This is a genomic window from Alteromonas sp. P256 (genome assembly GCF_036864455.1).
Lineage (GTDB): Bacteria > Pseudomonadota > Gammaproteobacteria > Enterobacterales > Alteromonadaceae > Alteromonas.
The window spans coordinates 82670-96479 of the sequence record NZ_JAZETM010000002.1; the positions used below are offsets into that span (position 1 = coordinate 82670).

Here is a 13810-nt window from a genome sequence, read left to right on the forward strand (position 1 = left end):
TAAATTTGAGTGACTGTCCGTTTTCCGCTTCTTAAGTACTCGATTTTTTTGGGGGCTAAAAAATTAAGCTTTAAGTGACTGTCCACTGTTAATTTCACTGTTAATTTTCTATGGAATCCAGCGAAAGCTTCCCGTTTAAACCTAGGAAGCTCTATAGAAATGTCAGTGTTTTTATATTACCAACCAAAGAAGTCAGTTATCGATAGATAGCGCTAAGGGCGCTGGATACGGTAGGGTAGGTAAATGAGTACCCAGCTTTAATCAGCTTATCAGGTATTACATTTTGCCCCTCTAGTAACATCGTTGACGATTCACCCATAGCAATTTTCATTACAAAGCTGGGAACGAAAAACAAACAAGGTCGAGACAATGCTTTGGCTAGTTGCTTAGAAAAAGTTTTGTTCGTTACGGGTTCGGGTGCGGTGAGATTAAACGGCCCAGAACAGTCTTCATTATTAAGCAGAAACTCTATTGCGTTGACCATGTCGTCAAGGTGAATCCACGATAAATATTGACGTCCGCTTCCTAAACTCCCACCAACACCTATTTTAAATGGCAACGCCATTTTCTCAAGCGCGCCGCCATTCTCAGCGAGTACAACACCAGTACGCAAAATGGCAACACGGGTTTTTTCGCTATTTACGCCAGTAGCAATACCTTCCCATTTCTCACACAAATCGTGCGTGAATTCTTTGTGTGGGGGGGTACCCTCAGTAACAATCTTATCGCCCTGTCTTCCATAAAAGCCAATAGCAGAACCAGAAATAAACGTCTTAGGCGGATTATCACTGCTATTAATTTTGGCGACAAGTTGGGTGGTTATGTCCCAGCGACTGTCGCAAATAATTTGCTTTTGAGTGTCTGTCCATCGTTTGTCAGCGATAGGCTCACCTGCAAGATTGATTACAGCATCGAACACACCAATATCTTTTACGTCAGACACACTGCCAAGCGCGTTGGTATGAGCGCCCAGTGTTTGCTTGGCGTTTGCTTCGTTACGAGAGATAACGGTAAAGCTATGTTCATCGCCAAGCTTTTTGATAAGCGCGCTGCCAATTAAGCCAGTGCCGCCGGTAATAAGAATGTTCAAGACATAACTCCCTGCTGAATCGACTATTCAGATTTGTTGCAAGAAAGTGTTAGCGACACTGAGTCAGAGAATCGCAATGCGTGAGGCTTATCGACTTCAACTTGAGCATAACGTACAGAGCTATGCTCTGAAGCAATGCTTAGTACATCAGCGGTAAGCTTTTCCAAAAGCGAAAAGCGATTGTCTTCAACAAGCTTTATTATCGCTTTGGTGATAATTTTATAATTAAGCGCGTCACTCATATCATCGGTGTCAGTAGCTTTTGCAGCGTCGTAATCAATCTTTACGTTTACCACAACGTCTTGTTTGTTTTTTATTTCGTCTTCATTAATACCGATGTAGGTGCGAAGACGTAAATTTTTGATTTTAATAGTGGCAAGGTTGAAATTCATTGCAGTCTCTTGTTTGTAGTTGATTATAAGTCGTTGTAAAGTGTTGCTGTTTTATTTAGGAATGTAGCACACAATGTCTATGGAACTACGATCGTCAACAGCAAAAAGTCTCGTTGTATTAGCGTGCTTAGTTGTTGTTATGGCTGGTGTTAAATCAGCAAGTGCCATTATGGTGCCTTTTTTCTTATCCGTATTTATTGCAATTGCATGCGGGCCAATTATTCACTGGACATCGCGCTATGGCGTTCCAAAATGGTTGTCTATATCTTTTGTTATACTACTTATTGTTGTTTTCGGATTCCTCTTAGCTGGCCTGGTTGGTCAATCAATGGCGGAGTTTAGAGAAAACCTGCCTCAATATAGAAGCAAACTTGATTCTGAGTTTGAATGGGTTGTTGCTAAATTAGCCGATTTCAATATTCACATTAACAGTGAGCTAATTGCTAATCATCTCGATCCCGCTACGGCGATGTCTGTCGCAACTAACTTTATTAGCGGCATGGGAGGCGTACTCTCTAACCTTTTCCTCATTCTTCTTACGGTTATTTTTATGCTTTTTGAGGCTGATAGTATACCGAGGCGCTTGCATATTGCTCTGTCAGACCCGGATATGAAGTTGCAGCACATAGACCGTTTTATTCGATCAGTAAACAGTTACTTAGCCATTAAAACCGTTGTTAGTTTAGGGACGGGTATCATTATCGGAACATGGCTTTACGTAATGGGCGTAGACCACTTCATGTTGTGGGCAGTGCTCGCCTTTATGCTTAATTTCATCCCTAACATCGGCTCTATCATTGCCGCCGTGCCTGCCGTGCTTATTGCGTTTGTTCAGTATGGTATTGCCTCTGCTGGTTTTGCCGCACTCGGCTTTTTACTGGTGAATACCATCATGGGCAATATGGTTGAGCCGCGACTGATGGGTAAAGGAATGGGGCTTTCTACCTTGGTCGTTTTTCTTTCATTGATTTTTTGGGGATGGCTATTAGGAACCGTGGGTATGTTGCTATCCGTGCCGCTCACCATGGTTGTAAAAATTGCTCTTGAGTCGAGAGAAGAAAGTAAATGGCTAGCCGTGTTGCTTTCAAGCGAAGGGAACGAAAAAAACGCATAGTCGTTAGTGAAACATACTAAATCCAAAAGCGAACTTAAAAGTGGACAGACACTTAAACTTAAAAGTGGACAGACACTTAAATCCAAAAGTGGACAGACACTTAAGTTAAAGCTGAATCAAAAGAAACCAAAAGCTGAAACTAAAAGCGGACAGTCACTCATTTTTACCTAGGAGTTTGTCCGCGCTATTTCAACGCAAAGAATTAGTGGTAAGGAAATTGAATGATGATGCGGGCGCCGCCAAGGTCACTGTCCTCAATTCGCAACTTGCCCTCATAAATAGACACCAAGTCGCTCACTAGAGCTAAACCAATACCTTGGCCTTCTGTGTAAGTGTCTAACCGTGTACCTCTTTCCAACAAAAAATGCTTTTTATCATCAGCAATACCGGGGCCATCATCGTCAAACGAGAGTGTTAGCCAATTGGAATCAGAAGTTACCTGCACTCGAATTCGTGACTGAGCCGCTTTACAGGCATTATCTAAAATATTGCCACAGAGCTCTAATAGGTCGGTGTCGTCTCCCTTAAATAGATACGAGTCAGCCACATCAATGTCAATTGATAGTTGTTTGTGATGATAAACCTTGTCCATGGCGTCAGCTATTTTTAACAGTATCGGTTCTATAGCGATAGACGCTTGCCATCCCACTTTGCCGGCGCTGGCGCGCTTTAGCTGGCGCTGAATTATCTTATCAATTTGCGCTAATGATTCTTTTACTTCTGGCTGTAGGCCTTCGCTATTTGAAGCAACGGCAAGAGGCGTCTTTAAACTGTGGGCTAAATCTCCCAAGCTATTTTTATAGCGTTTTCGCTGCGCGGCCTCAAAATACAAAAGTTCGTTGATAGAGTGCTTAAGTGAGTCGAACTCTGCAGGGTAGTGGTTGTCGAGTTCACTTTTGTTACCTCTAGAGGCAAGCGAAATTTCCTCGATCAGTTTTCTAACAGGAACTAATAACACGCTTATACCAACAACGATAAAAATAAGGAGGGCTACGCATAAGGTGCTTATCCATTGCCAAGTAGTCGCTAAAAAGGTTTTGCGTTCCTTTTCGAACAATAGTTTGTCGTTGAATATATAAAAGTGAACGGGTTCGAAATCTTTGTTCGACAAAAATTCAGCAGTGAACGCGTAAACAAAATATTCTTCTCCGTTGTCAAAACTGGGATGATAAGTGTCTGTAAACAGTTCGTTACCAACGGGTACATCAAAATTTGGCGGTGTGAAAAAGTATTCTAATGCAGATGCCGATTGCCATATAACACGGTCGCGAAAAACGATGATACCCAAGTAACCTGAACCGGGTAAGTTGAGTTGCTCTTCAAAAAGCAAATCAGGCATAAAGGGATTATCACCTTCCAATTCGAAAGCTGACAGCAACCCTAAATTCATCAGGCGCAATTCGCTCATCTTGGCTTCAGTGAGACTTTCAGTAAACGCCTCTTCTAAAATGATCACGGTAAAAGGCGCGAATAACGCAAGTAGGGTTATTGCCAATAATACACTTCTTACGCGAAGTGATAGTTGCCTCATAAGCTACGGTTTATCCGATAACCTCGGCCTCTTAAGGTCTCAATAGGCTTTAAACTTCCGTCAGGATCGAGCTTTTTGCGAAGTCGTCCAATAAATACTTCAATGACGTTGCTGTCTAAATCAAAGTCCTGGTCGTAAATATGTTCGGTAAGCTCAGTTTTTGAGACAACCTTTTGCGGGTTCATCATCAAGTACTCCATAACTTTATATTCGTAAGCAGTCAGATCAAAAGATTTATCATTAACGCACAGCTCTTCAGATACCGTATTTAAGGATAGTGGACCATATTGTATAGTGGGGTTAGCTTGGCCTGAAGCTCTTCGAATGAGGGCTTTAGCTCGGGCGAGGAGTTCTTCGTTATGAAACGGTTTTGTTAAATAGTCATCAGCTCCAGCATCAAGGCCCTCTACTTTTTCTTGCCATCTGTCTCGTGCTGTTAATATAAGAATGGGGCAGGCTATATTATCTTTACGGGCTTGGCGAATTACTTCAAAGCCGTCTAGTTTTGGCAAACCGATGTCGATGATTGCTAAGTCGTAAGTGTATTCCTTTATTAGAAATAGGCCGTGTTCCCCATTGTCTGCGAGGTCGACACTGTATCCGTTTTGCTGTAAGAGAGTATCAAGTTGCGTTAGAAGTCTACTGTCATCCTCAGCTATTAAAATTCGCATGTTAACCCTTGTCTTCAGACTTTTTAACTTTACCTGAACGTTTATCAACTTCTACAGACACAACTCGGCCAGACTTTTTTAGTACCTTTACGCGGTATTTTGTCGAGGTTTGCTCAATTTTCAATACGCGACCATTTTCGGCACTACTGGCTCGTGAAGCGGCTTGGCTCTTTGACAGTTCACCGCTTGTACTTTGCTGAGCATAGGCGCTATTTACACTCGAAAGTGTAAAAATAACGCTGAATATTGCTGCTCTAAGCGATAGCCACATAAAACCTCACTATGAAAAGATGTGCTCAGGCTCACTAATTTAACCGATTATAAAAGACAATGATGAACCTATCCTGAATCTATAATGAGTTTACCTCGTGATGGGAAGACTGTACACAAGTTGCAAAGTAAGCACTGAACTAGTTGTAATAGAATGGACTGAGGAATGAAAAGAGGACAGACACTTATTTTCGTTAGATTGTGAAACTGTGCCGAAAGCGGACAAATAAAAGCGCAAATAAAAGCGGACAGTCACTCAAAGTATAGTGCTATATAGATAAAAATATGAACAATGGACAGACACTCAATATGGGGTTTTAAGTGACTGTCCACGTTTTCCAAACTACCAATTTCCAAAGATAATTTAAGTGTGTGTCCACAGTCAATCTTCTCACAAGACTTCGGATTCCAAAGATTGACCAAGCCTGAAAAATTTACTCGCGGGTACAGCTAATTTATAGAAGTTAACCTTTGAGTGTCTGTCCGTTTAATTAAAACACAATCAATCTCAAGATTCTGTCTGCGAAAATCACTTCACTAGAAACAAGTGTCTGTCCACTGTTAACCTTCAATCAATCTGAGTTTAGTTTGAGTGTCTGTCCACAATCAATCTGCACAATCAATCTGGCCATACTCGCACAGCGCGGCTTTCGTAAACGGTTCGATGCAAAGGGTTTTTAAAGCGTAAGCCGAGTTTTTATACGTTTTGATATTGGTTCAGAGAAAGATTAATGAGGGTGTCTAAAAGTGAATTATGCGTGGTGGCATGGCACATGCTTTGTATTATTTTATTAATTCAGTAAATACATCAAGCGTAATGGCTAACTAACATCACTCCTTAAATAAGTTAGCGCCACTACACACATCCTTTAGGAGGAAATATGTCTAGCGATATTACAACGAAAATGTGGAAGGCAATGTCAGAAAGCCCAAAAGTTATGGTGAGCCTTGTGAATGAGGACATGCATGCAGAGCCAATGTATGCCCAGCTAGATAGTGAAGCCAACGGCATGTTTTGGTTTTACACCACTAAGGAAAATAGAATAGCGAAGGGTGGAAAGGCAATGATCCACTTTGCATCAAAAGGTCATGATGTGTTTGCCTGTATTCGCGGCACATTAGTGACTGAAAATCGCTCAGAAATTATTGATAAATATTGGTCTAACCCTGTTGAAGCGTGGTACGAAAAAGGTAAAGAAGATCCACACCTTTTGATGCTTAGGTTCGAGCTCAATGACGCGGAAATTTGGGATTCAGACCCATCTTTAAAGGGCGTTTTTAAAATGCTAACAGGGAAAAACGTACAGCCTGAAGAAATGGGCAATCACGACACAGTAAATTTGTGATTTTTTAGGATTAAAAGGCTTAAAGCGTATTTACCTAAAGCGCACTTACCAAAAGCGCAATCACCTAAGGCGCACTTACCAACAGCATAGACAAAAAAGCTTGGTGAAAAGAAAGACATGTTTTTCAACATTCACTTTTAAGCACCAAGCTTTTTTCGTTAAGCACGCTACAAGCTTATAAGTATTGCATCACTGCATTCATAGAAACACAGTGAAAACATCCAGCCCTAAGGCAATACTTTCTTGTAAGGTTTAACAATAACGCTTTCGTAAACGCCAGCTTCAATATACGGGTCACTATCTGCCCAAGCCTGCGCGTCTTCCAGCGAATCAAACTCTGCCACAACTAATGAGCCTGTAAACCCGGCAGGACCAGGATCAGGGCTGTCGATAGCAGGGAAGGGGCCAGCTATCACCAGGCGGCCTTCATCCTTTAGCGCATTCAATCTTTCTAAATGCGCAGGCCTTGCAGCAAGTCGCTTATCTAAACTGTCTGCCACATCAGTTGCGCAAATCATATATAACATAGTGGTTAGCCCTTCGTTGTTGCGGCTTTCATTGCCGATACAAAGCTACCTAGCTCACTGAGCATCTTTTCATTATCATCTAAGTTTGCAGCAATGATATTCACTGTGGCTGAACCAGAGATGGCACCCGCAGCGCCAGCATCAATAGCGGTTTTCACCTGCTCTGGTGTTGAAATACCAAAACCTAACAGCGCAGGCGCAGCATTGTGCTTATCAAGGCGCTCAATTAGCTCAGAAGCCGGCACATTGGCAGCCGTCTCGGCGCCAGTTACCCCTGCGCGACCTAGTAAATAGGTATAGCCTTTTGAGTACTCGCCAATTTTCTCCATAGTCTCATCAGTTGCATTAGGTGGTGCAATAAGAATTTGAGAAACCCCCGTTTTCTCTGCCGCTTCTTGAAATGGCTTCGCTTCGCGAATTGGCACATCAGCAACCAAAATAGAGTCGACACCCGCATCGCGAGCGTTTTCGTAAAAGTGGCTAATACCTTTTGCCATAACAAGGTTGCTGTAAAGCAGCAAACCGATTGGAATGTCGGGGTATTTGGCTCTCACGCGAGAAATCAGCGCCATACAGTCAGCAACTTTCGTTTTGTGGCTCAGCGCGCGAATACTCGCCGCCTGGATTGTCGGGCCATCAGCAATTGGGTCTGAGTATGGAATACCTAACTCTAGTGCATCAGCGCCACTTTCTACAAGCTGGCAAATAATGGCTTCAGATTGAGCTAAGTCTGGGTCTGCCACCATAACAAACGGAACAAAAGCGCCTTGGTTTTTCTCGTCAAGACGAGAGAACATGTCTGCATATCTATCCATTATATATCGTCTCCTAACACTCTGATTACATGCTCTAAGTCTTTATCGCCACGACCCGAAAGGTTAACTACGATGATGGTTTCTTCTTCAGCCTCATCCGCCATGTTTAAGGCGTGAGCTAGTGCGTGAGATGGCTCCAGTGCTGGAATAATACCTTCTTTGCGGGCTAGCAATTTAAAGGCATTAAGCGCTTCTTCATCGGTAGCTGCAACATATTCTGCGCGGCCAATATCATGCAAATAAGCATGCTGAGGGCCAACAGCTGGGTAATCTAAGCCAGCAGATACGGAATAGCTTTCTTCAATCTGACCTTCATTATCTTGCATGATAAAGGTGTAAGCACCGTGTAATATACCTTTTGTGCCCGTTACAATAGTCGCGCCGTGGTCTTTAGTGTGAATGCCTTTACCAGCAGGCTCTACACCTACTAAGCGAACTGAAGGCTCATCAATAAAGTCAGCAAACATACCAATCGCGTTTGAACCACCGCCGACACAGGCAACTACGGCGTCAGGAAGTCGACCTTCTTTTTCCATAATTTGTGCACGGGTTTCTTCACCCATCATGCGGTGATATTCGCGAACAATTGTTGGGAATGGGTGTGGTCCTGCGGCGGTACCTAATAGGTAATGCGCAGTATCGTAGTTTGCAGACCAGTCACGCATAGCTTCGTTGACGGCATCTTTTAGCGTACCAGAACCCGCGTTCACAGGAATGACTTCAGCGCCCATTAGCTTCATTCTAAATACGTTAGGCGCTTGGCGCTCAACGTCTTTAGCACCCATATAGATACGTGCTTTGAGGCCAAGTAACGCGCACGCTAGGGCTGTTGCTACACCGTGCTGTCCAGCACCTGTTTCAGCAATAACTTCTTTTTTACCCATGCGCTTAGTTAGTAATGCCTGTCCTAGCACTTGGTTGGTCTTGTGCGCACCACCGTGAAGTAAATCTTCACGTTTTAGGTAAAGCTTTACCTTGGGGTTGCTCACTAAATTACGAGTTAGCGTCATCGCAGTTGGGCGACCCGCATAGTCTTTAAGCAGTGAGAGAAACTCTTTGTTAAAGCTAGGGTCTTCTTTTGCGTCTAAGAATTCTTTTTCCAGCTGATCAAGCGCTGGTATTAGCAATTCGGGCACGTACATGCCACCAAATTCGCCAAATTTTGTACCTAGTTGGTTCATACGTTGTCCTGTTTTTAATATTAGTAGCGGCGGCAAACCGTGAATAATTCGGTCAGCTTTTCTGCTGACTTATCGCCTGGCGCGTTTTCTACACCAGAGTTCACGTCAAGTACGCCGCAGCCTGTGGCTATAGCATCTTCAACGTTGTCAGGGCTAATACCGCCTGCAAGTATAATTTTTTGCTTTTGTTGAATATCGTCAAGTAACGACCAATCAAACGACTCACCCGTACCGCCTTTTGCTTTGCCCACCTGGCAGTCTAAAAGTACGCGATGAACGGCGTCGTTATTTAAGTGACTGTCCACACTGTTAGGAATGCTATCGGTCACACCTACTGCTACCCAAACTTCACATGTCTTAGGTAACTTGCTCGCGAGTTCTGCGATATAGGCGCTATCTTCATTACCGTGGAGCTGAACAGCAAATAGATTCAGTGAAACGGCAAGGTCGACAACCTCATCAATAGCGAGATTAACCACTACGCCAACGTAAGCGCCCGGCACAGACTGTGTTATCGCTAATGCTGTACCTTTACTCACGCATCGTGGTGATTTTTCAGCAAAGATTAAACCACCAAAGCTTGCCCCTTTCTCAAAGGCCATGGCAGCGTGTTCTTTACTGGTAAGGCCGCATACTTTCACTGCACCGTTAAGCAGGGTTTTTACCGCGCGAGGGAGGTCGGCTTGCGCCATGAGTGCGCTACCAACAAGAAACCCTTGAGAGACAGAGGCTAATCGCAATACATCTTCGTGGGTGTAAATGCCAGATTCAGAGATAACCACAAAATCGTGCGTCGCACTTTCAAGCATAGGAACTAACCGCTCGGTAGTGGCCAAGTCGGTTGATAAGTCTCGCAAGTCGCGATTGTTTATACCAATAATGCCCGCCTCAAGAGCGATGGCTCGCTTCATCTCTTCTTCGTTGCTTACTTCGGTAAGAATATCTAACCCTAGTGAATCAGCAACATCAGCAAGCTCTCTGTAGCTGGTGTCGTCAAGCACGCTTAGCATTAACAGCACGGCATCGGCATTGTAGTGACGAGCAAGATACACTTGGTAGGTGTCAACAAAAAAGTCTTTATTAAGCACCGGTTGAGCAACGCGCTCAGTCACGTAAGACAGATATTCAAATGTGCCTTGAAAGTATTTTTCATCGGTCAGTACCGAGATGCCGGCAGCATAAGGCGTATAAGCTTCAAGAATTTCGTCTAAATCGAAATTTTCTCTAATGAGCCCTTTGGACGGCGACGCTTTTTTGCATTCGAAAATAAAGCCCGCGTTTGGCTCGCTAAGCGCAGTAAAAAGACTTTTTTGCGACGGCGTTAGCTGTGCTTTGAACGACTCAAGTGGCAGCGCAATTTTTCGTGCTTCCACTTCCTCTCTTTTATCGGCAACTATTTTCTCAAGCACATTAGCCATTCGTGCCTACCTCCTGAGTAATTTTTGCAACAACTGATAACACCTGCATCGGCGCACCTTTTTTCATTGCTTCCATTGCCATTTCTGCGCCATCCTTAAAGTTATTAACCTTTCCGGTTACTTTAAGTAATGCTCCGCAGTTCATGGCTATTGCAGCGCGGTGGGCTTCTTTGCCTTCACCGTTTAACGCCGCTTGAATATATTTTCTGTTTTCTTCAGGCTCTCCACCTTCGATGGCAGAAAGCGGGTAGCTCGAAAGACCAAAGTCTTTTGCTGTCACGGTTAGTTCTCGAATATCGCCATGCTCAAGGTCGTAAATTATTGATTCACCATGAAGCGCTAATTCGTCTAATCCGTCGCCGTGAACGATCATCGCTCTATGCTGACCGAGCAGCATAAGGGTTTTCGCATATGGTTCGAGCAACTCGGGGGAGTATACTCCGAAAACGCCGTGAGTTGGACCCGCAGGGTTAGCCAAAGGGCCTAAAATATTAAACAGAGTTCGTGTCTTGAGGGCAGCGCGCACGGGGGCTGCGTATCTCATGCCAGCGTGGTAGACGGGGGCAAAAAGAAATGTGAAATTTGCTTCATCTAAACATTGACGAGACCGCTCAGGGCTTATCTCTAAATTCAAGCCAAACTGGCGAAAAAGGTCGGCGGATCCAGACTTGCTCGACACGCTCTTATTACCGTGTTTTGCTACTTTTACGCCACACGCAGCAGCTACAACGCCCGCCGCACTCGATATGTTAATTGTGTTGTGTCCGTCACCACCCGTACCAACAATATCGGCAAATTCATAATCGGGCGAAGGGAAGGGCAATGCATTTGCTACCATTGCACTGGCGGCACCTGCAATTTCTCCAGGCGACTCTTTTTTCATTTTAAGCGAAGTGAGCACAGCAGCAATCATGGCATCGCTTTGCTCACCGTGCATGATGCTATTAAACAAACTAAATGATTCAGTTTGAGACAGCGATTCTCGCAGCATTAGTTGCTCAAGTAGTTTGGCGGCATTAAGCATGAGCAGCTCCTTGTGAGGTTAAGTAATCGATACTTTGTTTTAATAACAAACTTCCCTGTGCTGTCAGTATTGATTCTGGGTGGAATTGAAAACCAAGCATGTGATCAGTATCGTTATACACTGCCATAATGGCTTCGCTACCATCATCATTTACACATGAAGCACATGCTGTAAGGCTATCCGGTAAAGTATGTGCTACCAGCGAATGATATCTCGCCACGTGCAGCGGTTGTTGCAACCCTTCAAACATGCCTTTTTCAGAATGCGTGATAGCAGATGATTTACCGTGCATCACCTGTGCAGCGCGACCTACAACACCGCCGTAGTATTCTACAATGGCTTGATGTCCTAAGCAGATCCCGATGACTGGAAATTTGCCTGCCACCTTCTTTAAAAGAGCAGGCATGCAGCCTGCATCGCTTGGCGCACCGGGCCCTGGAGAAAGCATCAGCAACACCGAGCTTTTCTGCGCTTGCTCCTGCATTCGCTCAAACAATAAGTCGGCAGACACGGTATTACGGTAAACTTTGATATCTAGATTCAATGTTCTGAGTTCGTCTACCAAGTTGTAGGTAAAAGAGTCTACGTTATCCAACAAAAATAAGGTGGTTTGTTGCTTGTTCATACCCGAGTCTGTGCCTGCATTTGCGTCTACGTTTATTTCAGTGCTCATCGTGCTTCCTCACTGCTCTGACTCTCGAGGCTTGACGACTTAAATTCTTCTTCAAGCGCAGCTTGCACAGCAACGATAACCGCCTGAGCTTTTGCTTTAGTCTCGTCAGCTTCGGCCTGAGGAATTGAGTCGTGAACAACGCCAGCGCCAGCTTGAATATAGGCCGTATTGTTTTTCACGAACGCCGAGCGGATTACAATACACGTATCCATATCGCCTTGACCGTTGAGATAACCTACCGCACCGCCGTAGCTACCGCGGCGCTTTTTCTCAACGTGGCGAATAAGGGTGGCCGCGCTGACTTTTGGCGCCCCCACTAAGGTGCCCATGTTCATACAGGCTTGGTATGCATTGAGCGCGTCTAAGTCATCACGAAGTTGCCCAACGACTCGCGACACTAAATGCATTACGTGGGAATAGCGGTCTACTTTCAATAAATCTTTTACAAATCGAGTGCCCGGCCGACTGACTTTAGCCACATCGTTACGGGCCAAATCAACAAGCATAATATGTTCAGACTTTTCTTTGATATCTTCACGCAAGTTTAATTCAATTCGACTGTCTAGGTCGTGATCGATGCTACCATCTGTTCGTTTTCCGCGAGGACGAGTACCTGCAATAGGATAAATCTCAACTTGGTTGGTTTCGCTGTCGTATTTAAGTGCAGATTCTGGAGAGGCACCGAATATCGCAAATTCAGCGTCTTGCATGAAAAACATGTAAGGGCTTGGGTTCTGCTCTTTTAATTTGGCATACGCAAGAAGCGGTGACGGACAGGGCAAAGAGAAGGTGCGCGATGGCACGACCTGAAAAATATCACCTGCCAGAATATGCTGCTTTAAATCGAGAACGTGATTACAGTAAACCTCGTCGCTCATATCTGTGTTAACGAGTGTCTGTCCTTTTTCAGCTAATTCGAGTGTCTGTCCACTTTTTGCTGTCTGTCCACTTTTTGCTGCGAGTGTCTGTCCACTTTTTGCTGCACTGTTAAGGGAAGAGCCTGAATCGCCAGCGGCGGCTTCGTTCATTAACTCAGGTGCCTGTGGCATGGCGTGAAGCTGCTGGTGCAGGGCTTCTAACCGTTGGGCCACCGCGAAGTATTGCTGAGCCACATCTTCACCACTGAATACACTGCCAACTAGGTGAGTTTTTCGAGTTTTATGATCAACGGTAATTAAGGTTTCTGCTAAATAAAATACAAAGTCAGGGCAGTCATTTTCACCGTCAACCACATCAGGCAATGTTTCAAAGCCAGCCAGCATATCGTAGGCGAACACACCACCAAGAAATACAGCGTGGGGGTGCTTTCGAATAGGTACAATCTTATTGACCACAATGCGAAGCGCGTCCATCACGCTTGCTGCTTTTAATCTGCTGTCTTCATCAAGTTCGCTTGACGCTATATCGCATTCAAGTGAGATGGAAGTTTCGTCGCTGTGCGTAACATTGAGGCCTTCTGGGCGCTCTGTTTGAAAAAGTGGAAGTACTGATTTGCCATTGCCTGTTAGCGCGGTAACAACAACAGTGTTACTTCTGCATTCCAGTCTTAACGCAGCGTCTACCATTAATAAGCTCTGCAAGTCGTCTTTCGAGTCTATTTCCGCAGACTCGAGCAGTAAGGCATTACTTTTTTTACCGCAAATGTGGGCAAATGCGGCAAGGGGATCGTCTATGTAATGACCCGCTTGTTCTATGGTTTCTACCTTGCCTGGAGATGTCCCCAGTTCTGCTAAACTCATTTTTGCTACTCTCCAACTG

The 13810-nt window shown here is 44.5% G+C and carries 14 protein-coding genes; 2 read left to right on the top strand and 12 right to left on the bottom strand.

Features of this window, described 5'->3' with window-relative positions; all coding sequences use genetic code 11:
- Nucleotides 1–196 precede the first annotated feature (196 nt).
- Both V7R39_RS03675 and folX read right to left on the bottom strand, forming a co-directional pair.
- On the bottom strand, nt 197–1090 hold the full coding sequence (locus V7R39_RS03675; protein WP_334028299.1) for a TIGR01777 family oxidoreductase: 894 nt from the start codon (nt 1088–1090) through the stop codon (nt 197–199).
- 23 nt (nt 1091–1113) lie between these two features.
- The gene (gene folX / locus V7R39_RS03680; RefSeq protein WP_032094616.1) at nt 1114–1482 is read right to left on the bottom strand and encodes a dihydroneopterin triphosphate 2'-epimerase; all 369 of its coding nucleotides are present in this window, start codon (nt 1480–1482) and stop codon (nt 1114–1116) included.
- 73 nt (nt 1483–1555) lie between these two features.
- On the opposite strand from folX, the gene V7R39_RS03685 reads away from it, so the two are divergent.
- Nucleotides 1556–2596 (top strand): AI-2E family transporter, encoded by a 1041-nt coding sequence (locus V7R39_RS03685; protein WP_334028301.1) that lies wholly within the window; start codon nt 1556–1558, stop codon nt 2594–2596.
- Nucleotides 2597–2798: 202 nt separating this feature from the next.
- On the opposite strand, the gene V7R39_RS03690 is transcribed toward V7R39_RS03685, so the two are convergent.
- Genes V7R39_RS03690 through V7R39_RS03700 form a run of 3 tightly spaced genes read right to left on the bottom strand, consistent with a single transcriptional unit; the run spans nt 2799 to nt 5069 of the window.
- Entirely contained in the window at nt 2799–4127 is a 1329-nt protein-coding gene (locus V7R39_RS03690) for an ATP-binding protein (RefSeq protein WP_334028303.1), read from the bottom strand.
- The gene (locus V7R39_RS03695; RefSeq protein ID WP_334028305.1) at nt 4124–4798 is read right to left on the bottom strand and encodes a response regulator transcription factor; all 675 of its coding nucleotides are present in this window, start codon (nt 4796–4798) and stop codon (nt 4124–4126) included. Before V7R39_RS03695 ends, V7R39_RS03690 begins: the two co-directional genes overlap by 4 nt.
- Before the next feature lies 1 nt (nt 4799).
- Nucleotides 4800–5069: a PepSY domain-containing protein gene (locus tag V7R39_RS03700; RefSeq protein ID WP_334028307.1), complete on the bottom strand. Its 270-nt coding sequence runs from the start codon at nt 5067–5069 to the stop codon at nt 4800–4802.
- A gap of 880 nt (nt 5070–5949) precedes the next feature.
- On the opposite strand from V7R39_RS03700, the gene V7R39_RS03705 reads away from it, so the two are divergent.
- The gene (locus V7R39_RS03705) at nt 5950–6414 is read left to right on the top strand and encodes a pyridoxamine 5'-phosphate oxidase family protein (protein ID WP_334028309.1); all 465 of its coding nucleotides are present in this window, start codon (nt 5950–5952) and stop codon (nt 6412–6414) included.
- A 227-nt stretch (nt 6415–6641) separates the two neighbouring features.
- Here the strand turns inward: V7R39_RS03705 and V7R39_RS03710 are convergent, their stop codons facing one another.
- Genes V7R39_RS03710 through V7R39_RS03740 form a run of 7 tightly spaced genes read right to left on the bottom strand, consistent with a single transcriptional unit; the run spans nt 6642 to nt 13791 of the window.
- Nucleotides 6642–6941, bottom strand: coding sequence for a YciI family protein (locus tag V7R39_RS03710; RefSeq protein WP_163105642.1), 300 nt, complete (start codon nt 6939–6941; stop codon nt 6642–6644).
- Between the two features lie 5 nt (nt 6942–6946).
- On the bottom strand, nt 6947–7756 hold the full coding sequence (trpA, locus tag V7R39_RS03715; protein WP_334028314.1) for a tryptophan synthase subunit alpha: 810 nt from the start codon (nt 7754–7756) through the stop codon (nt 6947–6949).
- Entirely contained in the window at nt 7756–8937 is a 1182-nt protein-coding gene (gene trpB, locus V7R39_RS03720) for a tryptophan synthase subunit beta (RefSeq protein ID WP_334028316.1), read from the bottom strand. The genes trpA and trpB overlap by 1 nt, the downstream gene beginning before the upstream one ends.
- 20 nt (nt 8938–8957) lie before the next feature.
- A complete protein-coding gene (gene trpCF / locus V7R39_RS03725) occupies nt 8958–10355 on the bottom strand; it encodes a bifunctional indole-3-glycerol-phosphate synthase TrpC/phosphoribosylanthranilate isomerase TrpF (protein ID WP_334028318.1) in 1398 nt (465 codons plus the stop codon).
- A complete protein-coding gene (gene trpD / locus V7R39_RS03730) occupies nt 10348–11379 on the bottom strand; it encodes an anthranilate phosphoribosyltransferase (RefSeq protein WP_334028320.1) in 1032 nt (343 codons plus the stop codon). The genes trpCF and trpD overlap by 8 nt, the downstream gene beginning before the upstream one ends.
- On the bottom strand, nt 11372–12004 hold the full coding sequence (locus V7R39_RS03735) for an aminodeoxychorismate/anthranilate synthase component II (RefSeq protein WP_334029110.1): 633 nt from the start codon (nt 12002–12004) through the stop codon (nt 11372–11374). The genes trpD and V7R39_RS03735 overlap by 8 nt, the downstream gene beginning before the upstream one ends.
- 44 nt (nt 12005–12048) lie before the next feature.
- Entirely contained in the window at nt 12049–13791 is a 1743-nt protein-coding gene (locus V7R39_RS03740) for an anthranilate synthase component 1 (RefSeq protein ID WP_334028322.1), read from the bottom strand.
- Nucleotides 13792–13810: the final 19 nt, after the last annotated feature.